The 23,944-nt window shown below is 58.1% G+C and carries 17 protein-coding genes; 11 read left to right on the forward strand and 6 right to left on the reverse strand.

The features are described from left to right. The first annotated feature begins 111 nt into the window (after window positions 1-111). The 6 genes from BN1233_RS30725 (at window position 112) to BN1233_RS30745 (ending at window position 6,406) form a co-directional block, all read left to right on the forward strand. Complete coding sequence (locus tag BN1233_RS30725; protein ID WP_244470814.1) at window positions 112-1,197, forward strand: glycosyltransferase; 1,086 nt, start codon at window positions 112-114, stop codon at window positions 1,195-1,197. Window positions 1,198-1,409: 212 nt separating this feature from the next. Continuing rightward, a complete protein-coding gene (locus BN1233_RS30730; RefSeq protein ID WP_082145740.1) occupies window positions 1,410-2,543 on the forward strand; it encodes a FemAB family XrtA/PEP-CTERM system-associated protein in 1,134 nt (377 codons plus the stop codon). A gap of 658 nt (window positions 2,544-3,201) precedes the next feature. Next, window positions 3,202-3,417, forward strand: coding sequence for a hypothetical protein (locus BN1233_RS51275; RefSeq protein WP_074078392.1), 216 nt, complete (start codon window positions 3,202-3,204; stop codon window positions 3,415-3,417). 58 nt (window positions 3,418-3,475) lie between these two features. Further along, window positions 3,476-4,516 (forward strand): nucleotidyltransferase family protein, encoded by a 1,041-nt coding sequence (locus BN1233_RS51280; RefSeq protein ID WP_082145741.1) that lies wholly within the window; start codon window positions 3,476-3,478, stop codon window positions 4,514-4,516. Between the two features lie 645 nt (window positions 4,517-5,161). After that, window positions 5,162-5,935: a LuxR C-terminal-related transcriptional regulator gene (locus BN1233_RS30740; protein WP_048708696.1), complete on the forward strand. Its 774-nt coding sequence runs from the start codon at window positions 5,162-5,164 to the stop codon at window positions 5,933-5,935. A gap of 87 nt (window positions 5,936-6,022) precedes the next feature. Further along, window positions 6,023-6,406: a VanZ family protein gene (locus BN1233_RS30745; protein ID WP_046867455.1), complete on the forward strand. Its 384-nt coding sequence runs from the start codon at window positions 6,023-6,025 to the stop codon at window positions 6,404-6,406. 127 nt (window positions 6,407-6,533) lie between these two features. Here the strand turns inward: BN1233_RS30745 and BN1233_RS43480 are convergent, their stop codons facing one another. From BN1233_RS43480 to BN1233_RS30765, 4 genes are all read right to left on the reverse strand, one after another. Next, window positions 6,534-6,716: a transposase gene (locus BN1233_RS43480; protein ID WP_048708698.1), complete on the reverse strand. Its 183-nt coding sequence runs from the start codon at window positions 6,714-6,716 to the stop codon at window positions 6,534-6,536. A gap of 369 nt (window positions 6,717-7,085) precedes the next feature. After that, the gene (locus tag BN1233_RS30755) at window positions 7,086-8,525 is read right to left on the reverse strand and encodes a hypothetical protein (RefSeq protein ID WP_244470815.1); all 1,440 of its coding nucleotides are present in this window, start codon (window positions 8,523-8,525) and stop codon (window positions 7,086-7,088) included. 131 nt (window positions 8,526-8,656) lie between these two features. Beyond that, window positions 8,657-10,612, reverse strand: coding sequence for a Calx-beta domain-containing protein (locus BN1233_RS50635; RefSeq protein WP_048708699.1), 1,956 nt, complete (start codon window positions 10,610-10,612; stop codon window positions 8,657-8,659). A gap of 363 nt (window positions 10,613-10,975) precedes the next feature. After that, window positions 10,976-12,253: a polysaccharide biosynthesis/export family protein gene (locus BN1233_RS30765; protein WP_046867457.1), complete on the reverse strand. Its 1,278-nt coding sequence runs from the start codon at window positions 12,251-12,253 to the stop codon at window positions 10,976-10,978. Between the two features lie 886 nt (window positions 12,254-13,139). On the opposite strand from BN1233_RS30765, the gene BN1233_RS30770 reads away from it, so the two are divergent. The 4 genes from BN1233_RS30770 (at window position 13,140) to BN1233_RS30785 (ending at window position 18,541) form a co-directional block, all read left to right on the forward strand. Further along, window positions 13,140-14,042, forward strand: coding sequence for an XrtA system polysaccharide deacetylase (locus BN1233_RS30770; RefSeq protein ID WP_046867533.1), 903 nt, complete (start codon window positions 13,140-13,142; stop codon window positions 14,040-14,042). A 541-nt stretch (window positions 14,043-14,583) separates the two neighbouring features. Next, window positions 14,584-15,408: an O-antigen ligase family protein gene (locus BN1233_RS30775; RefSeq protein WP_187144406.1), complete on the forward strand. Its 825-nt coding sequence runs from the start codon at window positions 14,584-14,586 to the stop codon at window positions 15,406-15,408. Window positions 15,409-15,794: 386 nt separating this feature from the next. Further along, window positions 15,795-18,086 carry a GumC family protein gene (locus BN1233_RS43490; protein WP_048708702.1) on the forward strand — a complete coding sequence of 764 codons (2,292 nt, stop codon included), beginning with the start codon at window positions 15,795-15,797 and terminating at the stop codon, window positions 18,084-18,086. 236 nt (window positions 18,087-18,322) lie between these two features. After that, on the forward strand, window positions 18,323-18,541 hold the full coding sequence (locus tag BN1233_RS30785; RefSeq protein ID WP_147707635.1) for a hypothetical protein: 219 nt from the start codon (window positions 18,323-18,325) through the stop codon (window positions 18,539-18,541). A gap of 261 nt (window positions 18,542-18,802) precedes the next feature. Here BN1233_RS30785 and BN1233_RS30790 read toward each other — a convergent pair whose 3' ends face one another. Next, on the reverse strand, window positions 18,803-20,281 hold the full coding sequence (locus BN1233_RS30790; RefSeq protein WP_046867459.1) for a M10 family metallopeptidase C-terminal domain-containing protein: 1,479 nt from the start codon (window positions 20,279-20,281) through the stop codon (window positions 18,803-18,805). 405 nt (window positions 20,282-20,686) lie between these two features. On the opposite strand from BN1233_RS30790, the gene BN1233_RS30795 reads away from it, so the two are divergent. Further along, complete coding sequence (locus BN1233_RS30795; RefSeq protein WP_046867460.1) at window positions 20,687-22,543, forward strand: site-specific integrase; 1,857 nt, start codon at window positions 20,687-20,689, stop codon at window positions 22,541-22,543. A 257-nt stretch (window positions 22,544-22,800) separates the two neighbouring features. On the opposite strand, the gene BN1233_RS30800 is transcribed toward BN1233_RS30795, so the two are convergent. Beyond that, complete coding sequence (locus tag BN1233_RS30800) at window positions 22,801-23,121, reverse strand: hypothetical protein (protein WP_046867461.1); 321 nt, start codon at window positions 23,119-23,121, stop codon at window positions 22,801-22,803. Between the last annotated feature and the right edge of the window lie 823 nt (window positions 23,122-23,944).

The following is a 23,944-nucleotide window of genomic DNA, read 5'->3' on the forward strand; positions in this document are numbered from 1 at the left end:
CGGCGAACTGTCCACACTATCGAGCTGCCGGGGTATACTGAGGGAGGTATATTCTTGACACCGCACCTGCTCTGCATTGGAGGGGACGATCATTCTCTCCGAATACCATTCTTGCTCGCACTGCGCGACAGGGGTTTCCGTGTGAGCGCTGCCGGTACCGGTGACCATGCGCCATTCGCAAAAGTTGGGCTGGAATACCATCACCTCCACTTCGGCCGCTTCTTCAGTCCATTGGCCGACTGGGGCGCATTCAGGGCGATGGCGAAGCTGATTGCCAACCTGCGACCTTCCATTGTTCAATGCTTCGATACAAAGCCCTATGTATTGGCTCCCCTGTCGGCGAGGGGTATCCCGGATGTGCGCATCGTCAGCACAATCAATGGAATTGGCTTACTTTACTGCCTGCACTCTCCGCTGGCTCTCAGTTTGCGTCCAATATACGAAGCTCTCCAACGGGCCGCATCACGCTCGACGACCGCCACAGTGTTTCAGAATCATGAAGATTTGACCTTCTTCACGAAGCGACGGATGCTCGGCGCAGGCCGCAATCTAATTATTCCGGGCTCTGGCATCGACATTGAGAAGTTCGAGCAATTGGCGGCGGCCGGTCCTTCGCCGACCGAGCTTCGAAACTCGCTAGGTCTGGGTGACTGCGACGTCGTCATGACCGTCACCCGCATGACGCGCCAAAAGGGAATTCCGACGCTTCTTGAAGCAGCCGCCCTGGTACACAAGCGTCGGCCTGATGTGCGCTTTCTCCTTGTAGGACCGCGCGAGAGCGAAGGTCGGTTCGCAGTGACACAGGCAGAGCTTGATGACCACAAGCCATACGTGATGGCAATCGGTCGACGGTCGGACGTACCGGCATTGCTGGGCATTGCCGATGTGTTTGCGTTTCCAAGCGAGTATCCGGAGGGAGTACCCCGCGTGCTCCTCGAAGCTGCAGCGGCGGCTCGCCCAATTGTAACGACGAGAATGCCAGGTTGCAGCGACGTCGTCAAAGACGGCTGGAATGGCGTTCTCGTCCCACCGCATGCACCCGGAATGTTGGCTGAGAAAATCTTGGAGATGCTTCGCAACCTGGATGCAGCGGCAGTTATGGGCGCTCGTGCGGCAGAGTTCGTCAAGAAGGAGTTCAACCTTGAGATCACAGTGTCCCGCTATGCAGCTTTATATCAGGAGCTGGTAAAGAGCTGACCCGCGTTAAAGTCGGCGGAGCATGCTCGCCTTGGGGTGGTGCGACAACCCTCGAGGCGCTTCACCGCTGGCAGCCATGCTGGCGCATTCTTGCCCGATGGCGGGCTTCGATCGAGGGATGTGGCGTCATGTTCACCTTCTGAGAGCCTGCGTCTATATCTGGCTCTTATTCCAGCTCCTACCGGTTGCCCACGTTTACAGGTGCGTCAAAAATGCTCGACGATCATACCAGGAGCGAGATTGCTTTCGAAGGGTCGCTCGCCGCGCGGTCCGAGGGCCGCCTGCGGCGCAGTCAAACCATCCGGACAAGCATATACGGTTTACACCAGCTAGAAGCCCGCTTGCCTCGTCTCGAAATGTACACGGTACGGGGAAACCATGTCCCACTCAGCCGGCATCCGGCTTGGTTGGAGGTGCTGGCAAGAAGCCTCGGTCACCAGCCATATGTGGTGGAGGCTGATAGGGAGGGTAGCCTCTGTGGGTATTTGCCCCTGGCCTATGTTCGGAGCCTTCTCTTTGGCCGGTTCCTGGTGAGCCTTCCGTATCTGAACTATGGAGGCGTTTTTGCCGACGATGAAGCCGCTGCCAACCTGCTGATCGATCGCGCTGTTGAACTGGCTGCGCAACTCGGAGTCCGCTACCTTGAACTGCGACACAGCGGTAAGGCTGTTGAACACCCAGCTCTCAATCGTCTGGCAAGCGTGAAGGTGCATATGCGGCTCTCCCTGCCAGAGACAGCTGAAATGCTCTGGGAGCAGGTGCCTTCAAAGGTACGCAATCACGTGCGCCAAGGGCAGAAGGCCGGCCTGACAGTCACATGGGGGAGGGAGGAATTGCTGCCGGCGTTTCACAATGTATTTAGCCGGAACATGCGCGACTTAGGGACCCCTACCTACGGGCGCTCGCTGTTTGCTGAGGTTCTCCGGCGATTCCCGGATCACGCGGAACTTTGTGTAGTCCGCACTCGAGACAAGGCGGTAGCTGGCGCCCTTCTATTACACGGCTGGGGCATCACTGAGGTCCCCAGTGCCAGCTCACTGCGCGAGTACAACAACACGAATGCGAATTCGCTGATGTATTGGCATCTGCTGCAACGCGCAATCCAACGAGGCCAAACAATCTTCGACTTCGGTCGGTCGACGCCTCAGAGCGGAACCTACGTATTCAAGAAACAGTGGGGTGCCAAGCCAGAGCAGGCTATGTGGCAGTATCACTTGCGCACAGGATCCGTTGACGATGTTCGACCAGATAATCCCAAGTACGACCGCATGATACAAATATGGCAACGCTTGCCAATCGGTCTGACGCAGCTAATTGGGCCGCTGATTGTGCGTGGGATCCCCTGACAAACTTTGTCATTGCTCTGCATGAACGGAAGAACTGGTGACGTGGTTCAGTATGTGCTGTCATAACCAGGCTTGATCAGCATCGATGATTTGCGACCAGTTGCCACTCGCAATTGCTAAACGCCCGTAAATCAACGGATGCTTGGCGATCAGCAGATCCAGTGAGGAACGCTTCGGCTATCCCACTGTGCTGTGAGATTGACGGAATAGGTCACCAGTGACCTATCTGATCGTGGTGACAAACCAATCGCGGAGTGCCGGCCGGTCAGCAAGTCCGTGCTGGCGGATCCGGCAACAGTTCGGGCAGCACTCCCAAGCCAGCGACACTCACATTCTGATGCGGGGCGCCGTACAGTGAGGATCGTCCTACCATAGTAGGCGCCGAGCCTCTCGATTACGCTGGCCTCGTGCAGTAACGAGAGGCTTAACCCAGTAGGATTACACCCATTAGCTCGTCGAGGTAATACTTGTGAGGCCCCTCTCCTCCGGGCCTAAATGGGTCTATTGTTATTGCTTCGGACGATCAGGCTTAGCTGTTCGTGCCCCTGGACAGAAACAAGTTCACTGAAGCCGACACTGGATCATGAGAACACCACCGTTTCCCCAGTGGGTCTGCTTCTCCGGAACCCGTAGGACGAATTCAATGAAACGTTCCCCCATGACAGCCGACGACCAATCTCTGTCCGACGAGGATGACCGTCGTGAATTCCTGAAGAAGTGCGGTAAATTTGCTGCTACGGTTCCCCCGGCCGTCACAGTGCTGCTATCCACGTCGCTGACCTCCGATGCCATCGCGGCATCGGGCACCAAACCCGGTAACGGATACGGAGATAAGAACCATATCCATACGGGGCCTCGCGGTCCGAGAAACTAGCAATTTTGCGGGCCCGCCGATGACGGTTATCTCGATCGTCAGGCACTGAGCGCGTCGCGTGCCAATATGGCGTCCTGGCCTATCCATCCGGCTCCTTGCGGTAGGATTGCAAGGCCGATCGCCACCTGAAAGCCTCTGGCCAAGTGTCATTGGAGTCGCAAACCGGAGCTGGCTTTGTCCTGCGCTCTTCCTTGCGCTGGCCCGCAGTTCTCGCCTCGATGAGACACCTTCCGAAGTCCGGGATTACCTTGCATTTTTCCATGAGCGGAATCTCGAGCGCAATCTCCGTCTTCGCGCACAGTTGATCGAAGCCGTGAGCACTCTGAACGGACGGGACATAATCCCTGTCTTGCTCAAGGGGGCCGGTCACATCTTCTGCGCATCGGATGATAACCTCGGCGCGCGGATGATGAGAGACCTCGATCTGGGCGTTCAACCTTCGGAAATGGATGATGCGAAGGTGGCTCTTGAGGAGCTAGGCTATCGTAGTTCGGCAAATACGCGTGGAATGGGACGTCCGCAAGATGTCGGTCTCCTCGAACTGCGAGACCGACCCGGCCCTCTCACAAAGCGCTATCTCTCACAAGATCTGACGACCTTATCGCAACTCGTCGCACGGGATGACGCAACTACCCACCTGCCTTCACCCACCTGCCGAGCGCTCCATTTGATCGTGCACGATATGATCAAGGAGGGTGACTACTGGCGCTGCCGAATGGACCTGCGCCACTTGCACGATCTCTTTGAGCTTTCGGCAACGGCTCAGGGCGTCGATTGGTTCAAGATCGGCGGAATCATGTCAGATCGCGTAGGACGCCGTGCGCTCGAGGTCCAAATGACCGCTCTGCAAGACCTTTTCGGCGTACCCTCAATCCCTTCGGAGCTTAGGGGCGATACTATGGCAAAGCTTCGGCACGAGAGCCGCTTGGTCGCTAGCACCGACCACTTGGTGGGCGCTCCTGTTCGAATGGTCGGCAACCTGATCTGGGGCCTTCACCGTCTGAGCAGTGCAGATGGTTACACGTGGCAGGGCGGGTTGGACCTTGCCGTGCGGATCTCCAGAACATTTCTCTTGCCGCCGAGAGGATCCCGCCTCTGATCCCAAGCCTTCAGTCGGCTGCTACGATTCGCTCACTCATCATGAACGTCCCCAGCAACGGGCTTTGCTCACGGAGAGTTGATGTAGCGGCTGCCGGGTGCGGCTACAGCACAGTAAACAGAATGAAGGGACGTTGCCCGTAGAAGGGAGACATAGCTTTTGACCAGTGAGAGACGCTTAGCTCAGTCAGAGGCAAAAGCGTATTGGTGCACTTTTCCAATCGGCTTCCGCACAGAGTTCCTCATGGCGGAAAGGCGTACACGGCACACCGCTCATCGCCCATGCGCTCAGTCGGCCTTCCCCTCGACGCTAAACAGTTTAGAGGAGCGAAGTTGCACCAGATAGATGAAGGCATGGGTTGGCGCATTCACTTGCGTCTCTGTCGCTTCCAGCCTTGGTTTTCACCGAGCTATTTCTATGGCCAAGCTTGTCAAGGGGAACAGCTAACAACCTATACGTATTTTACGAATACTGCGTCATTATGCACTCGCATTTGACCGCCCTGTTTGCTCAGCAATCCCCAACAACGCACTTTACTGTTAACAGAAGTTAATTTAACCTCATGGTCATGGGGGGGTGATTTCAGATCGCAAACAATTAGCGAGTCGAACTGCCATACTAGGCAGAACGTTCCGGAGAAGCACCATGCCAGAAGGGAGCACCCTGATCATTGTGGAGGCCAATCCAATTTTTCGGGAAGGCCTTTCCAGGATCTTCGCTGAAGCAGGATACTACAATACTATATCATTGCGTGATGTAACTCAACTTGACAGGATCAGGGAAGCTCCGGAAGCATTCCTGCTCGATCCGGAGCAACAAGCGCAGTCCATCGGCGAGGCAGTTGGTACAATTCGCAATCGCTTTCCCACTTCAAAGATCATTACCCTGTCAAGCAGCTACAACAAATGCCAGCTCACCGAGGCACTTCGAGCAGGTTCAGATGCGTATATAATGAATTTTATTAGTTGTGAGGCGCTTGTAAAATCAGTCGATCTTGTTCTGCTGGGTGAATGCGTTCTCCCGGCTGAAGCGCGGGACCTGCTTTGCAGCAACTTCTTTGCAGCACCGGACAAGCTTGGGCTACATGCAACACCGAGCACGCTTTCCTCCAGAGAGGTTGAAGTGCTGAAATGCCTGAGCCTGGGCCAAGCCAACAAGGTTATCGCGCGGCACTTCGGGATTACCGAATCGACGGTGAAAGTGCACGTGAAAGCCATACTTCGCAAAATTCACGCCCGTAATCGCACTGAGGCAGCAATCTGGGCGCGAGATCATGACTTTGGCCGTGATGCCGATGCCCAGTCATCTCCACAGGAAGGCATCCAGCATCTCAGGAGCATCGCGACCACTCCGGATCCTCGTGCCACGTCGCGAGGGGCACAGAACGGCAGCGTCCATGTGATCCCCACGCTGGAGTGACCAGAAGGTTAGCAGCCTAGGTCAGACTGGAGCCCGATTGCTCTGACAGCCGAGCGCTGCCAGTTAAACACGCATGAATTGCGATCAATGACGCGCTCGCATCGAATGGCCCTCCGTATAGCTGCCTGGTTCTGTGTTGCGCTGCTCGCTTTCTTGGCGCTCGTTCCCGGCGATTTCCAGATCAGAACACCTGCGCCAGGCTTGCTGGAGCATGTGGTGGCCTATCTCGGCACGGCCATACTGTTTGCGCTGAGCTACCCGGACATGAGGTATCGGATCGCAGCCCTGCTTATCGCCTATGGTGGGGTTCTCGAGGCTATGCAGTCTTTCTCACCTGGACGCCATCCAACGGAGCTCGATGCCTCCGCCAGTGCCTTAGGCGTGATCCTTGGGATCAGCCTGGGAGCGATCCTTGTGACACGCCCCCAACAGGAGCCTGGGGCCAGCGATGGCGGAGAGCGAACCTATTGATCCGGCTCTCATTACATCGGCTCATGCGGCGTACCGGACGGGCTTGTGGTGGAAGCCGATTCGGACGCACGCGGCCAATTGGAACAGCCGGCGCATGAGGCTGACGGTCGCCCGTTCGAGCTGCGGCTTACCGCGGAGGCACCTTGCGGATAACGGCCTGCTTGATGTCGGCATTCGGACCCTCGTCCGGGTTCAATTCCCGTGCGTCGGCGGGCAGGTAAAAAACATCGATCTCCGCCTCGTGCGCGGCGAGCCAAGCGCGCACCCGGGCCGCCGGGTATACCCGCAGCCGGTCCAGGATCAGGAACACCTTGCGCTCGGCGTGACGGATCAGGCGCTACCTTCACCGCGCCATCGTGAATCTTCCAGCGCACCGCGCCGCGATGGCTCCCCGCCGTGATCAGGCTCAGCCCGGCGCGCCCGTCGAAGACCCAAACCACGCGCGTGCGGCTCCGAGGCGTGTCGCTGCGGCCGTGTCCGCCGACCGCGCGCCGGCCGGTTAAGTCAACCCTGACCGGGAGGCCACGCGCCCGCCCGGCCGCCACGACGATGGCCGGGTAGTCCCGCCGCTCCAGCGGGGTCCAACCCCGAACGCTGCCTTCCGGCAACGTGTATGCACAACCAAGCCGAACGGAGCCGTCCGGAGCGTTCGCATGCTAAAGGTCCACGGGTCTAGCCCCTACTCGGTCGAAGCCCGATGATGCGCTTCGGGCCAAGTCAGGCGCGAGACATAATCCGCGACGGGACCACCTGCATCGCCCCAATTGCTCGACCAGATTACCTGTGACCCATCCGGCGACGGCGATGCGTGCGTCTCGCTGTAATAGTCGCTCCTTGCATTACGGGTCTGTGCGATACGTCGTACTTCACCGCTCCCGTCTATACGGAGTGCAACCACCTCCTGGTAAAACGGTTCTTTGGTCGCATCGTGGATGACCTTCGAGAAAGCGCCCCCATAACTCACGAATACCCAGCCCGGTCGCCTGATATTACGGACTGACGCATCGGCACTATAGCCGGCCGGTGCAAGATCGGTCACTTTGCCGTCCACTATCCTTCGCTTGATTACGTGCCATTTGTCAGGCTCGTCCTTACTGATCCCGACATAGACATCGTTGCCATCAGCGTCCAATACCATGTCACCATGGCCCGGCCGGTGATGCTCCGGCCAATGCTGGATTTGCACCCCGTCAACGGTGAAGAGGAATGCATCCTCGATCCCGTCATCAGTCTTTTGGAAGCAGGCCGTAAAACGGCCCGAAGGCGAGATACCGCACGACCTGTTTTTGCCAGGCAGCTGATCCAAGTCGATGTCAGGAAACTTTCCTCTCGTCGAGATGTCGTAGGCGAAAGCGACCAGCGCACCTGCACGATTCACGGCACGCACAACCAGCCGATTCCCATCGTCCGACGAATTACCCTTCCAGGGGCCGAACTGGAGATTCTGGTAGTCATCGGGCGCATAGATGACAGTCCTGACATTGTCGCGTGGCGCCCACAGAAAGATCTGCTTTGGACTCACACAGATCATGAGACCGGGATCGACCGGGTGCCATTTGCAGTCTTCGTTGGCGATAAGACGATGAAAGATGGGCCTGTACGTCTGACCGTCCAGGAAGCAGAGACCATAGCATCCATTGGCGATCACCAATAAACTCTGATCCGCATTCCACGCCTGCGTGCTGAAATAGCGGTGCCTACAAAAGGCTGGGCGACAGATGACACCCGGCGCAAGTTGACGGCCCGGATCAGTAATGCGGGTGAAACTCGTCCCGAAGACAGGATCCGTTACGGTCTGGAGGTATTCGGGGCGGGGTATAGGTGGAGTCGCTATCACCTCGGCCGACGCCAGCCCGTCAACAGCTGGTGCCCCGTAGACCGGGGCAAATGCCAGGAATGCCGCGAAACATAGCCAGCTGCTTACCAAAGCCGATGACTTCGTGAACGTTGTACCGGCAGTTGCAGCCCTCCGGCGGTCAGCATTCACAGAGAACGAAGTTAGTTGTCGTGCATCTGTCACTGCCAGAGGCCAATGACGCGCATAACCTGCAATTGTTCTGGCCATCTCGTTTCCGAAACGTTCGCGTACCACTTTTTTATTGAAGTCTGCATCGGCCATGCATCATTTAGAGCAAAAAATGATTCCGAGCTCGCCGCATCAGTCGAACTCAGCAACCAAGTCAGCCGTTCAAGTGCCGAGAGCGCGGTTGCAGTGTTGGACCATGATACACAGTCCCTCGACAGAGGACACTAGCTCAACATCCAGCCGGAGTGCGACGTGTCTCCCAGATCGATCTCGAACATACGCCCATCGGCGGTTCTGTCTGCTCCGAAATCAAGAGCATAGAGGTGTACTTCACCCGATCCATCAGTACTTGGCGCGAGTTCAAGATCCTTGACACCTACCCGCGTGTTGTACGTCGGATGTCGATAAAGGCTGAGCAGATCCATGGTCTCCAGGATCGTCCCGTCTCGACCGACGCGCCATATGTTAGCACTGAACCCCCCGCCAACATAGAAAACGTCATTCTGCGGATCATAGGCGAGTGCTTCCGGGTCCGATATCACGGCCGGAAGGGTAATTGTTCTGAAGACTTGCGAACCCGTTTCGTCGGTTTCCACGATCGAGCGTGACAGCCCATTGACGATAAACAAGTGACCATTCGCAGGATTGATTGCAATATCTTCCGGATCGTCCCCCCCAAGCGGCTTGGTCAGGAAACTTGAAAGCGCAACCGTGGGATTCGATGGATCAACACAGATGACCTTGAACTTGTCGTCGTCAGAGAAGAACATCTTTCCGGTTTTAGAATCGAAAGCAAGACCGCAAGGCTCATTCGTAATCGAAGTCACACTATAGGTCTTCTTCAGCGTACCGTCTCTGCTAAGTGCAAACAGGTTTGTCGGGCTGAGATATTCCTCAATTTCGGCATCCGAGACAAACAATGTATCTGTCGCAGGATTATACGCAATTCCGGAGGGATCCGGAATTCCTACTGCGGCAAGATCATGTTCAGCGACTACCCTCGGGCCTTCATCGACAATGCTGCCAGAGGCCGTGGCAGTTGTAATGGACAAGGCCTGATGGCTTGCTGTCTCCGCCGAATTAATCCGCACGCCAAAGGATTCCTGGCTCTCGGCTAAGTCATCGTTCAGCAGGTCAACCTTGACAACCGCAGTCGTACCGCCAGCCGGCACGATGACCTGCTGCGATGAGATGCCGACGAAGTCTTGCCCACTCGTAGCAGTCTGCTCGAACGTGCTGTAGGTCAGGATAACATCCTCACGCGCAGGCTCGGAAAGCTTGAGTGTGAAGAACGCAGAGCCGGCGTCTTCTGACTGTGTGCCGGGCGGAGAGGCAGTGATCGAGACGGAAGGGAGCGTCGTGATGACCTTGATGTCCCCCGCCGTTACAACCGTACCGCTCGTGAATGTCGTAATGGGAATTGCTGCTGCGCCGTTGAGGCCGTCTGGGTCCCAAAGGAGAGTTGCCTTCGAAGAGTCGAACACGAACTGTCCGTGGCCGACTGCTGTGGCTGCTGCGCCTGAGGTGAAGTAACTCGGATCAAGGGCACCTCCAACCAGACCGTGTCCCTCAGCCAGATTATAGTCGGGAGCATAGACTCCCAATCGGTCCCCAGTCGAAAAATCCTGTACCTTGTCTACACTCGTCGCATTAGCTGCTCCGAACAGAAATAGGTCCGAACCGGCTCCGCCCGTGAGATAATCCTTCCCAGAACCGCCGATCAGGGTATCGTCGCCACCTCCACCTGAAAGGGTATCTATACCTGCATAACCGCTCAGAACATTAGCTACATCGTTTCCGCGAAGATCGTTTCCGAGACCGTTGCCGGCACCGTCAATCGCATCAGTGCCGGTGAGCTGCAGCTTTTCGATGAAGATACCCAAACTATACGAGATCGAGCTTTGCACCAAGTCGATCCCGCCATCATCGACCCCCGAGGTCGAAGTCTCGCTGACAATATCACCGGAATGATCGACTTGATATGTGTCGTCGCCTGCGCCGCCAAACATCGTATCTCGGCCGGCACCGCCAAGGAGCTGGTCATTGCCGTCGCCGCCATAGAGCAGGTCATTGCCTCCCTTCCCGTAGAGCCGGTCTTTTCCGCCTAGCCCCTCGAGCCAATCGTCGGAATCGGTGCCTATGAGATCTTCGCCCGCATCCGTACCGATTTTGTGAGCCATTGTAGCCCTCCTTGTATTCGGACGGTCTCTCTACATGTCACGGGTATTCGAGGCACGGGACGTCCACTTCCTATAGAATAAACTCCGGCACGATCACGTAAAAGCTGGCCGTCTATACCTATGATGAGGTACCTCCAGCGTTTGCATGACTTGAAAGTGCAATTCCATCCCAAGTCCAGCGTCACCGGGCCGCGCGAGAATTCGACTTTGAATGCTCGAACGACCTGCCACGACGCGGAGCCTGCGCGAACCAGATCGGGCTGAATTACCTATCGAGCGTGGCCGCGAGCGGCAAACCCAACTCTCAAAACACGTTGTCGCGCAAGGTACGCTGGTCGTTCCCTGCCATACCGCACCTGCCCATCACTGTGTCGACATGTTGGCAACGATCTCGTTCCGCAGGGTAACCTCGACGACATCCCCGGGTTCGAGCTCGGTGTCCTCATCTACGACTATACGACTCCTGCTATCGTTCTGCTTCCGAAAAACGACGAGTTCGGGCTTGGTTTCACCCCTGCGGATCGCCTCCGCCCCGACCAAAGCAGCGCGCTCGAGCTTCTCCGCAACACCCTGGAGCTTAGCTTGAATTTGAGCCAGTTCGACATTTGCATCCTGCAAATCCTTCAAGAGGCTCATGCGGCGCTGGTCATCGAGCTTCTCCAGCTGTCGTACTGTATCACCCCGCTGACGCTTGAGCTGCATGAGTTGCACAGCTGTTTCGAGCTTCCGTGTGGAGGAAAGCAGTACCGCCCGGCGAGCATCGGTCACGCGAGGACTGGGCAGAGCACCTTTTCCATAAAGATCGAGTGTCTTCTGCAGCTCTTCGATATCTGCCTGCAATCCCTGTTCTTCCTTGGTTTGTTGCTCTGACAGTACTGCTATCTGATCGTCGGCCAGTTTGATGGCTCGCTGAAAAGACGCCTTCTCTCGTTCATAGTCAGCCTGACGATTCCTGAGATACTCTGCCTCAGTGCTGGTGAACCGCGAAAGTGTCGGCGCCGGCAAGGGAACTGCCTCGAATTCTTTTTGATCCAGCGTATTCTTGTCCGCAAGTTCGGCCTTGATGCGCGATATTCGTAGCTGTACTTTCGCAAAATCCGTCCAAAGTGAAGTGTATTCGGTTCGCTGACTTACTTGATCCACAACGGGACCGTTTGTCTCGGCGAAAGGCGTGCCGTATCCACCTGCCAGTGCTACGGCCTGGCGCACCGTGATCAGAGGCCGATAAGTCTGCTCCCCCGGTTTGAATACATCTCCCTTGAGGTAGATTGGCTTGTACTCGACGACCATTGCCGTTACTTCGTCGGGTGCGATCGCGATTACACTCTCTCTCCCATCAGCCGTTCTCTGCCTGAAGGTTTTCGAACCAAGGATCGCTTGGATCTTTGCACGGGCCTCTGATGGACGCATACCCGCTACCGCGAAATTACCGAGCAGCGGAAATGAAATTGTCCCATCGAGCTGGACCGTAACCCGCTGTCGCAAGTCTGGGATCGCCGCCACTGTAATCTCGATCACGTCGCCGGCGTGCAATCGGTAATCCGCATTCGAGGTCGCCGTCGCGCAGAGGAGGACAAGACCAGCCAACGCTCCCTTTTTCGAGCCAGCGCAGGCACGAGCATACGTGCGGTTATCTATCATGGCACCTGGTGCAGCTTGTTTGTCGACCGGGTTGAACCCGATGCTTCCATCTTGCTACCGGCGGGCCTTGAATTGCAATCCGCCAGCGATTGTTACCAACGAATCCATTCCTACGCCCTGCAACTCGCGCCGGCGAGAACGAAACATGCGGCGCTACTGCTACTAAAGGGCTACCACCTTGGAGAGCCTAAGAGCCTGAACACGCGTCGGGCGCATTGTATATTGGGGATAGATTCGCGAGTTACGAATTTGACTTTGTACCGCGATTGATAGGCGTGGCACGGTGTTCCTGCGACTTCGGCACCAGATTTCTCCATCGCGATCCCCATATAATGCGCCTCCGGATTGTCTGTTCCCGCCGCTGCCAATGACTTGACCATTGCATCGACACTGGTCGGCGCGGAGTAAGCTTTTCGCATGAACATAAGAAGTGTCCATTCCGGCCTAATCACAATGATCGGAAGCATCTCTCGGGGTACCTAGCAGGTATTAGTAGAGCGCGCCGCCTCTACATGGCGATATGTTGCCGCCTTTACATGACTGCATGTTGATGAGACGCTGCTCGCCATTAATGGAAAAGGTTTCTCTTGACACGAGAAAATTACGGGTTGCTGCCGGTCATGGGAGCGAGGCACGAACCGATAGCCCAGCAATGCAAGCAGGGGCTTTCACTGGGCATAGAGATCGGATCCTGGCTCCGGAGCCTCAGCTCGCGACTGCGGACGTGCCGGCCCACCTCCGCAGGGCCATGTCGCAGAGCCTTTCCGCAGCATGGCTTTCATCGTCCACGACCAACGTGCTTAGGCGAGCCACTCCGCAGCCCTCAGGCAGCGGACATGCACGGACTCCGCAGCGGCGTTGGCTGCATGCCGTAGGATGACGAATGATGCTAAGCGCAAGCACAGTCTCTTCACGAGCCACGCGAGCAGCGCTTTCCATCGACGTGGAGGATTGGTTCCATACGGAAAATCTGAAGTCCGCGATCTCTCGTGACGAATGGGCATCTTGCGAGTTTCGTGTTGAGCGCAACACAATGCGGATGCTGGAAATTCTGGATGCGAGAGATTCTCGAGCAACATTCTTCGTGCTTGGTTGGGTTGCCGAACAATGTCCGCGACTCGTGCGCGCGATTGCAGCGGCCGGCCATGAGGTAGCATCGCACGGATACGGACATGATCTCATCTACTCACTCTCGCCCAGCGAGTTCCGGGCCGATATCCTCCGATCTAAACAGCACCTTGAAGACCTGACGGGGCGGCAGATCCATGGTTACCGTGCGCCGTGCTTCTCGATTACGGAATGGGCGATACCGATCCTCCGGGAGGCGGGCTTCACGTACGACTCCTCCGTTTTCCCAACGCTCGCCCACGATCGGTATGGCCGGCTCGACGGAGTTGAGGCCGGCAAGCCGGTCGTACTGCTCCCGTGCGGCTTGTATGAAGTCTGCATCTCTTGTGTCCGGCTCGGCAAGCGTGGCATCCCCTGGGGGGGTGGCGGATACTTTCGGCTCATTCCCTACGCGCTCTGGCGACAAGGCATCCGTGTAATCCTACGCTCCGGGTCTCCGTATGTCTTCTACACGCATCCGTGGGAGATTGATCCGGACCAGCCGCGGATACACGGCATCAAGAACTCCAATGCATTTCGTCAACATGTAAATCTGAGCCGCTGCGAGTCGCGGTTTACTGCTCTCGTGCGCGATTTCAGCTCTGTCCCGTTATACGACCTTATCGAGGATCAGCGCCTGAGACCCACCTTCAACAACCATGAATCATGGATGTGCCAGTGATCATAGCGGGGCTTTTCGCTCACATCCCGCTCTCGATGGGGCATGGCGCGATATGGCGCCCGCAACGTACACTTTCATGATCTAGGATTGTACCGTGACTAGCTGGCCCCCGGGCACACAGACAATTTCGAGCGCGCTGCTTGCGCTGGGAGTGCTGTTGTCTCCTGCGACCCAGTTCCGACCGGCAAACTTGCCCGTAGGGCCCGGAGAGATTTGCCTTGCACTATGGATCGGGATCGGGCTTGCCGACGAAACTACTCGCCTCGGCCCACGCATTACGCCGGCTCTTGCCCGAATGATGATGTTCTGGGTAATCTTTGCATTTGCACAGAGTCTCGGCGCAGTAGTGGGGCTTGCAATCGAGAAGATCCGTGACCCTGTTTCGGCGCAACACGACGTTGTCGCTTACCTTCTCTTAGCGGCGATCAGTTGCATAGGCGTTGGCCAACCTGACGCGGCCCGCCGTTTGCGCCAGAGTGCTTGGATGCTCGTCCTATTCGGTGCCCTGTGCCTCGCAGCTCAGCTCGCGGAGGCTTGGGGGGTGATCGACATCGCCGGAACCGATCCTTACGAGTGGGACCGGTTGCGCGGCTGGTCAGAGAACTCGAACGCGCTTGCTCTCATCAGTGCTGCTCTGGTCGTCGTGCCGCTCTATCTGGTAGAGTCCACGGATAGTACGGCCGAAAGGATTATCGCTTTAGCGCTCATACCTCTTCCCATTTCTGTGGGTTTCTTAACGAAGAGCGATGCTTTCACCCTTTTCCTTTTGACCGCCGGCCCTCTGTTTGCTGGCCTCAAGCTTTGGAGTTGGCTGCGTTTGCCCCGGCCGGATTTGCCTCTCCGGACCGCGGCAGCCTGGCTTGTACTATTAGCTCTGCCGCTACTCCCTATCGCCGCAATTCCATTTGCTTCGTCCGCGGCGACATCTGCGGAGAGGTTTGTCGAGAACATGTATGAGGATAACGACCAAGGGGAAGACAGACTCAGGCTATGGAACGAGGCGTTTTCGCGCGGCATGGACGCTGCGATGCTTGGACTAGGCCCCGGAGCACATATCATCAGCGGTAAATTTAAGCGACAACCTCCACCGAATTTTGAGGCGCATAACACCGTTCTCGACCTCTTCACTCAAGGAGGAGCTCTCATTGTGGCGTTGTTCTTCTGGCTCGTGGCTGCTGGTTTCTTCGCAGCCGGGAGGGCAGGACAGACTGCGTTGGCAACCCTGCTCTTCAGCCTTGTCGTCTTTGGTCTATTTCACCTTATCGTACGCCATCCAATCTTCTGGTTCGGAATAGCTCTGTGTTTTGCCGCCGGCGATGTGACCAACCGAAAAGTTGCGCTACGAAGGAGCTACAGGCGTGTATAGAAGGAACCATCTTAGCGCTCCTTGCTTCGCAGAATTGAGGGATCTTAGCCACTCCTATTGCTGCTCACAGGTTAGGAGAAGTGCTCTAGGAGACTCGGATTGCGACACGCGAAGGCACTGACGATGGTAAGCTGCCAGCCGTCGCTCAACAATGGTGCGAACCGTCCGTTGGCGGGAACTGGTTTCATCGAGCACCCTCGAGGATGGAAAGTATCTGTCGAGCAAGGTTCTACTGAAGCATCGTCGGGAAATCAGTGGGTATACCGCGTCCTTTTCCCTGAATCCGTGTTGGGAGGCAGGATAGTGAACGTTGACCTTTGCCTGGAGAATAGGATCTGGCGAGGCACCGTGTGCAGCCTCGCTGATCCCATGCGGAAGGCAGTACCATGACCGGGCATCAATCTGCTGAGCTTCATTTCGAGCAGCTAGTTAGGATCCTGCTTCGACAATGGAGATTCATCCTTACGGTGGCAATATTGGGATCGGCGATCGTCAGTGTTGCTGCGATCGCCCTCCCCACCCAATATACCGCCAAGGCTCAGCTCATAATTGAAGCTGCGCGGGCCGGATCGGCAGCGGACAGCTTCCATGTAGATGAAGGAGTCGTCGGGACGCATGTGACGATGCTCATGTCACGCGGATTTCTACAATCGGTGACCAAGAATCTCTTAGAGGAGGGGGAACTGGTGTCCGAGACAGGCCAGTTAGGATCAACCCTCAGCGGCTGGCTCGACGAGCTGTGGACCCGGGTGTCAGATCCAGTCGCGGTGGCACTCGCTTCGTCGGAACACCTGCCCGATACTAAATCCAGTGATACCACATCCGCGGATTCCGATCAGGCGGCCTCTTCAGATTCTGATCAGGCAACATCCGTGGATCCTGATCAGGTGTCTGCAGCGGATATTGATGAGGTGTCAGCAGCGGAGATTGACGCGTTTGAGGAGCACCTATCGGTATATCAGGAGCGACGCTCAGCAGTCATCCGGGTCAGCTTCACCTCGACGACTGCTTCGGACGCTGCTGCCATCGCGAATCGGGTTGTTGAACTCTATGTCGAGAGCCAAGCTGCGCGGAAGAAGGAGCAAGTGAGCACGGCGCTTGCCTCACTCGACAGCAAGATTCCGGAGCTTAGGGCCGCGGTAGCACGTGCGGACGCTGCGGTACAGAGCTACCGGGCTGAACACGGCTTCATCGGCGGCACTCGCGCCGATATGCTCAACCAACAGATTACAGATCTTGACCGGCAGCTTACTACTGCGAATTCGGATTTGTCTGGCTTGCGGGTTCGACTGAGCGCCTTGCGAAAGATTACACTTGGCACGCCAGAAATGGCGGAACTCATCAAAATCATTGATGTACCAGCGTTAGCGGATTTCTTCCGAGAGCATCCAGAGTTTCTTGAACCGGAGGCGGAGTTCGATCCAGGATCTCATGAGGATAGCCTCAGAACGCAGCTGAACAGCAGTGGCATGCCAGAAATCCGGAAGAAGTTCGGCCAGGAAGTCAGTCGCGCAACAAACCTCTTAGAAAAAGAGGCACTCTCTACGGAGGAAAGGGCGCGCTCGATTCAGGAACGCCTTGTCGCCGTGCAGAAGGCAAGTCGTGAGATGGCGGAAGCTGCAGTGCGAATGCGCGAACTCGAGCGTGAGGCGGCCGCGGTGCAGCAAGTCTTCGACGGCGCACTGAGACGGCGCGAAGAACTCGGCATACAGGATGAAGCCCCGCCGGATGTCCGCGTGCTCTCGCGGGCGTGGCCGCCGGACGAGCCTAGCTCGCCCCATCCACTCAAATTCATTGCTCCCGCATTTGTTCTATTCTTTGTCGGAGCTGGCCTGCTCGCTGTGGCGCGTGATCGTCTCGACCGTGGGCTCCGCAGCGAGGATGATATCGCTCGGACGCTCGGAATACCATGCATTGGAATCGTACCAAGGCTCGACCTGGAAATTGGATCGCTACGGCACGAGTATCTCCTTTCGCATCCGACCGCTCCATATTCGGAAGCAATCCGATCGCTGGTCGCCAGTCTATTGCAGCTTGCAAACCCGAAGGCTTCACCCAAGCTGATTCTGGTCAGCTCCAGCTTACCGGAAGAAGGAAAAACAACACTGGCCGTAAGCATTGCGACCTATGCAGCGGTCCTTGGGCGGCGTGTGCTCCTGGTCGATCTGGACTTGCGACGTCCGCGCGTTCTGAACGAGCTCAACATCGAAGCCCAAAAAGGAGTTTCCGATGTTCTCCTTGGTAACTGCTCCCTCGCCGAGGCCATCTGCAGAGCACCGGTACCGGGCATCGAGTGCTTGCCGGCGCCTCGGGCCCAAAGTGATCCTCTCCCGCTTTTTGCAAATGGCCGAGTTTCATGGCTTCTGAATCAGATACGCGAAGACTATGATTGCGTCGTGATCGACAGCCCAGCGCTCCAGTTGGTGACGGAGGCACGTCTCCTTGCATCAATGGTGGACAGAGTGATTCTCGTGACGAAGTGGGGAAGCACCAGACCGGAAGTTGCGCAGAATGCTCTCAGCTTGCTGCGCGAAGTCGGTATCTCGGACACTGACGACACGGGTAGAATCGGCGCTGTGATTGCCCAGGCCGACCTAAAGGAGCACGCCTACTACGGTTATGGCGACGCCGGGGAATCCCTTGAAAGGCATAGGCGGTATTTCTCTCAGTCTCGCTGAGGCCTCGAATTTTGACTTTCCGACGGCCCGATCAGGTATGGTTCCCTATTATCGGCTGCAGGTGATCACCCGCCGTGGATCCATCTTGGACGGTTTGATATTGAGGGCGGCGAGAGCCCCGCACCCAGGAGAATGGCGCAACACAGGCCTATCCTCCGAAGCCGACTGGAAGAAGTGAAGCTGAAGGCAATTCGGCTCAGATAACACGTCTTTTCAATGGTTTGCGCGCCTGCTCCGTGGCCCGAAGCACGCGACAGAGCGACGGTGCGCACGGTGTCGAACCCTTCCCGGCGGCAGCCGGATCACCGATCACATCGGCTTGGGGGGTGATCGCGAAGACCTTCCCGGTGGGCCGGGTTTACGTCGCCCGGGCGGCGACTGGCACGGCCGGCTCGCGGCAGCTCGATCTGCCCGCCCACGTGACGGTCTCGCATGTCATTGCCCTGACCCTGTAATGCAAGCCTCCTATCACGAGGTGCTGCGTCGCCTATTGGATGGTGCGCAGTGGCTGCACGGCCCGCGGCGAGCCTCAAGGTGGCGGAAAACTCGGGCATCCTGATTCACGCGAACGGATGCATATGAGCAGCAAGATCGCACGGCATGGAGAACGGAAAGCAAAGCACGACCAGTAGTGACCGGTGCGGAGCGCGCTGACCTTGAGTGAACGGCGCAGAGCATCCGTCTCATGGTCAGCGCGCAACGCTTCGTGATCCTGATTAGAGCAGGAAGTCGGATGCTGTCAGGGCAACCTGACCCTTGATGTGGAACATCATCTCGACGTCCGTGTCCTTATCCACATTGGCGGACACGGTGGTCAGGTTCGAGGCCTGATCATACTTGAACCAGATCTTGCCAGGCGTCGTAGTCGGACCTGCGGCCAGCGAGAATGCCTGATCGCCGCTCGACTGACGGCTGGCGTCGATCATCGACAGGTCGATGACATCATGTCCTTGTTCGAAGTCCATGATGGTGTCGAAGCCGTAGTCGTCGTTTGAGTCGCTGAGGCGCTTGAACAGAAACGTATCATTGCCGGAACCGCCCCAGAGACTGTCGGTTCCCTCATTGCCACGAATGACGTCGTTCCCGGCTGCCCCCTTGATGACGTCATTGCCATCACCACCGTCGATGACGTTGTTGAGCGAATTGCCGATGATCGTTTCGGCGGCGCTCTTCCCGGTGTGCTTCTCACCCTTGAAAGTCGGCTGCTCCACTGACGGTGGCGGCGGGAGTTCTTCCTCCGAAGGGGGAGGCGGCACAGGCGTTTCCTCCGGCGGTAGCGGCTGTTCTGCCTCCGGCAGTGATGGCAGGGATGCCTCATCACCGTGGCTGGCGATCCACTCGGCCTTGGCGTCCTCCCAGTAGTCCCGCGCAGCCTGGCCCTGCAGGATGGTGAAGCCCTTCGGCGGCATTGGGTAATTGGACGGAAGGGGCTTGTCGGACAGGTTCAGGTAGACGTTATTCTCAGATGCGGTGACGTTGTCCCATGCGATCTGCAACCGGCCGAAACTCTCATGCTCGGGGTTCTCGATCGCGATGACCGTATTCCTGATTTCGAACGAGGGTGTAAAATCGGGGTTGCCCGAGTCGGTCTTGAAGGGCGATGCGTGTGTGACCGCACCCTCACCGGCGCGGCTGTAGAGGTAGGACTCCATCCGCATGAGCACGCCATCCAACTTGATGGTGTTCATGCTGCCGTCTACATCGCCGTCCGTGCTGATGCCGGCGAACACGCCGTCGAACAGAGAATTGCGGATCGTGCCGCCCATCGCGGGATCGTTCTCGATCACGTCGTCACGCACGTCGGTGACCCACATGTTCTGAATCAGGAAGTCCGTCGTCCCCTCCGCGATGCGGATTCCGTCAAACGCACGGTCGATCTTCCAGTCCTGAATGATGGCGTTGGGCGAGGACTCGACGCGAATAGCGACCGAATTGCCGTTACCCTCTTTCGGGTAATAGAGAGTCTCCCAATCCTCGGTCAGGGAGACTTCGCCGTGCATCACGCCGCCCTCGATCGTGACGTTGGGCGAGTTGTAGACCCGGAACGGGTAGGCGTTGGCGCCGTCGCCATCCAGGATCGAGTTGTCGATGATCCACGATGCTGCCGTGGCATCGATTACCGTGCCATCAGCAAGTCCAGATGCCTTGTAGGCTTCTTGACCATAATCTTTAGTTAAAGTAATTGTATTGCCCAATTCAGCAATCCTCTATCAGTAGACCACGTTTACTTTGCGTAATACCCCGCCGGCCGGGGTTTGCGGCTTGTCTCGGCTGAATAAGGCAAGTTAATGGCGCAAGTTGAAGGTCTATGTTCTCCCCAGCTGCCGGCTAGAATGGATTCTATTTAGATGAGATCAGCCACTATTCTCCCTCTAGAGGCGTCACAAACTCGCTCACAGTTGTTCTTGACCTGTTCTCAATCGACCTATCTTCAGCTTTCCACCCCGCCATCTGGCGGCAGTGTCTTTCCTGCACATGATCAAGTTCGCCTTTCCCTCTGAGAAGGACGCTTTCGAGAGTGCAATTCTTCGCCAATTCCAGGCGCCCGGACTCCAGGAGGGCCTTCTACGTCCAGTGCACCCTTGCACTGAGGTGTACACGTGGGCGTATCGTCGATCGTATCGCGTCGCGTATCGCGACGCGGCCCCTATCTCGTCCGTTCAGGCGGCCTTTATCTCTTCCAACTACGCATCCCGAGGACGCTCGATCCGGGCGGCCGCCTGCCGCCCCTGCGCCTGAGCCTTGGCGCGCTCGCCGCCCGCGAGGCCCGGCGGCGGGCCGACACCTTGGCGGCCCTTGCCTGGATCGCCTTCGAGATGCTGAGGATCCGCCGCTTGGAGAACGGGAACGACGAGGAGCCAACCGCAACCGATCCGGTCTTCCCGGGCGAGGACCCCGCGCTGGTCATCGCGGAGGTGAAGGGCTTCCTGAGAGCCCATGTCGGCTTCCTGAAGAACGACATCCCCCCGAGTGCCGAGCAGGCGCGATCGCTCGCAGCCTTCAAGGGGCTCGTCGCGATCAACCGCGAGACCGCGAAAGGTCCGAAGGCCAATCCGCTGGTGGCGGACAATGCCGACGTGCTGCGCGCGCGCTACATCGGTGACCTATCAGGTTCCGTCCCCTCGCCTCCCGACGCATTCCCGGTTCAGCCGGCGGCGCCGCAGTCCCCGATGGAGGCTCCCGCCCTCGTGGCAACCGCGCACCCGACGCCGATTCGGGCGCACGCCCCAGCCCCGCCGTCCTCGCCCGAGCCGAGGCGGATCACCGTCGGGTCCCTGGGTCGCGCCAAGGCCTTCGATGCCGGCGTGCCCGCTTACGAACTCGATCGCCGCTCCGTGCCGCGGCCAGCCTCGACCAAGCCACTGTTCAGCGTGGTCTCCGAGGAGTACCTGCGCGATCGGGCGGCCCAGAAGGGTGAGGATGATACGGACGTGAGATCGGCCCGCATGCGCCGCGACGTCTTCATCGACCTGATCGGCGATCATCCCGTCGACACCTACAACGGCTCCGATCTTCAGGCCTTCGTGAACCTCATGAGGTTCTGGCCCGCCAACGTGACGAAGCGCAGCGGGATGGCCGCATTAACGCCGCGGGAGTTGATCGACGCGAACCGGGACCTCCACCTCCAGCCGCTGAAGCTGAAGGCGCTGAAGGACGGATACGTCTCGAACGTCAAGACGATGATGCGCTACAAGATGGCGGACTTCGAGTACCGCGACCCGTTCGCCGGCGTCAGGATTCTCTGGCCCGAGACCGCGGCGCCGTCGGCGCCCCGTGAACCCCTCGGCACGGATCTGATCTCGAAGGCGTTCCGCCTGGGAGCCGGGTCCGGTCTTCTCGACGAGGCGATCCTGCCCCTGCTCGCCTACCTGACCGGGCGGCGGCTTGCCTTACTTGCTTCGCTCCAGGGCGAGGACTTCCGACAGAAGTACCGCGGCGTCTGGGTGGCCCAGACGAGCGGCATCGTACTCAGGAACAAGAAATGGTTCCGGGTGCCATACAAGACCGACGCCAGCACCACGTTCTTCGTCCTGCATCGGCTGCTGGTCGGAATCGGGTTCGTGGACTGGGCCGCGCGGCAGGACGGCTTCATCTTCACGGAGCTCGCGAGGCTGAGCGATCCCTCGAAGTCGGCGTCGAGCTACATGAACCGACTGCTCAGGAGGGCCGGTGCGCAGGCGAAGGGGCGCGAGGTGTTCCATTCGCTGCGGGGCACGAACATCGAGGAGATGCGAGACACGAAGGTGGACGCCCGGTCACGCCGCCTCCAGGTCGGCCACGAGCTAGTGGACGAGCACGAGATCTACGGCTTCCGGGCCCTGAGCGAGAAGCAGGCCCGTGAGATCGCCAACATGCCGCTCCCGAAGGAGATCGACTTCTCGGTGTTCAAGGGCCTCGATTTCGATCGTCTGGCAGCGGGTGTCCGCACGATAGGGCGCCGTTCGCAGAGACGGTGACAGGTTCGGAAGCATCGGCGGGAAGTGATTGATGAGGAAACGCCCTCGCGACCGTGCTCGCTTGACGGGAGTCCAAGGCCGGTCGCGTTCGCCTCGCCCGGGCGGAACCGTCGACCAACCCCACACTACATCGCAGGGACAGGTTCTTGCACGTCAGCCTGCGGAACCGAGGGCTCAACTCCCCAAACCCCGATTCATTCGGCAACGCCGTTTGCAGGAGTTACGGGGAGAGTAGCTTCAGGGACGAGTTCACGCCGTCAACTCTCGGCGTCATCCCCGAGGAGATGCGGCTTGCGCTGGAAGTCCCAGCCGTCCTCGTAGCGGTCGAGGAGGGCATCGATACGACGCCGGGCAGCGGCCCTGTCGAAGCCCTGCTGCGTCAGCCGGGCGAGGATCACCCGCCGGAGCTTGCGCAGGTTGTCCTCCTGACCGGGCTTGAGGGCCTCGATCAGGGCCCAGTGGAGCACGACCCGGGCGACGTCGTCCCGGGTGGGAATGCGCTCGGCCTTGAGCCGGGCCCGGTAGGCTCTCTGATAGGCAGCCTGCTCTTTCAGACGATCGACTCGGCGCTGGCGCATGCGGTCCTCCCCTTGGCTGCCTATCGAGATCTTGGTCTGGCCTCGCAGCAGTTCATGCGGCCTCTACCGCTCCGAGCGTTTCCAGCCCGTTGCCGTGGCACCAACCTGATCGAGCCGCCCCCTCCTCTCGCTCCCGGGTGCCTCATCGCGTTTGCCGTTGCAACGCGGCTCTCGATGTCTGCAATGCAGATCTCGGAATCCGCAACGCCGGTCTTTGGCTTTGAATCGGGAATCTCAAGTCCTGAATCGTCTGCACGCAACTCATCTCAAAGCGTCGCAGGTTGCGGACAACCTGACTGAAGTCTGGACGGCATGCCGACCTCACGCCGTGAGCACCTGAATCGTTTGCCCGCGGGTTTGAATCGTTTTGCTCGAGCCTGGAATCACCTGCATCAGATCCTGAATCGTGTATGCGCAGCTTGTTTCGCGCCACCCTAACGCGCGGGCACGCTAAAGCGGCGTGGGGATAAGGTGATCCGATCAGTCAGGTTCGAACAGATTCCCGCACGATGCCTCTTGGTTTGTCGTTGTCACGGTAGATCAATAGCTGGCGGTCGAGGGATGGTCGAATGTTCAGCAAGGTCGTTCGATTGTCGGATCACGATCATTACGCTGCTGCTCCACGTGATGGGTGATGTGGTCGAGCCGCGCCGTGAGTTCATCCAGGAGAACGCGCTGTCAGTGGCAAATCTGGATGTGTGAGTGTGGGTGGTTGTGCCCGGGTGCCAAAGTCTGACTCAAACCGGGGGGGAAAGTGACTCCGATTGCAGAGAAGCCTGACTCTCGGGCCGTGCGGGCGGTTCTCTCAGAGCCTGACTGAAAA

The sequence above is a fragment of the Microvirga massiliensis genome (assembly GCF_001006805.1).
Lineage (GTDB): Bacteria > Pseudomonadota > Alphaproteobacteria > Rhizobiales > Beijerinckiaceae > Microvirga > Microvirga massiliensis.

Excerpts from the sequence above, each read along its gene's own strand:
- BN1233_RS30755 (WP_244470815.1), bottom strand. The coding sequence starts at position 8,525 with ATGGCCGATGCAGACTTCAATAAAAAAGTGGTACGCGAACGTTTCGGA.
- BN1233_RS30765 (WP_046867457.1), bottom strand. The coding sequence starts at position 12,253 with ATGATAGATAACCGCACGTATGCTCGTGCCTGCGCTGGCTCGAAAAAG.
- BN1233_RS30745 (WP_046867455.1), top strand. The coding sequence starts at position 6,023 with ATGACGCGCTCGCATCGAATGGCCCTCCGTATAGCTGCCTGGTTCTGT.
- BN1233_RS43490 (WP_048708702.1), top strand. The coding sequence starts at position 15,795 with ATGACCGGGCATCAATCTGCTGAGCTTCATTTCGAGCAGCTAGTTAGG.
- BN1233_RS30730 (WP_082145740.1), top strand. The coding sequence starts at position 1,410 with ATGCTCGACGATCATACCAGGAGCGAGATTGCTTTCGAAGGGTCGCTC.
- BN1233_RS30770 (WP_046867533.1), top strand. The coding sequence starts at position 13,140 with ATGCTAAGCGCAAGCACAGTCTCTTCACGAGCCACGCGAGCAGCGCTT.
- BN1233_RS30740 (WP_048708696.1), top strand. The coding sequence starts at position 5,162 with ATGCCAGAAGGGAGCACCCTGATCATTGTGGAGGCCAATCCAATTTTT.
- BN1233_RS30800 (WP_046867461.1), bottom strand. The coding sequence starts at position 23,121 with ATGCGCCAGCGCCGAGTCGATCGTCTGAAAGAGCAGGCTGCCTATCAG.
- BN1233_RS50635 (WP_048708699.1), bottom strand. The coding sequence starts at position 10,612 with ATGGCTCACAAAATCGGTACGGATGCGGGCGAAGATCTCATAGGCACC.
- BN1233_RS51275 (WP_074078392.1), top strand. The coding sequence starts at position 3,202 with ATGACAGCCGACGACCAATCTCTGTCCGACGAGGATGACCGTCGTGAA.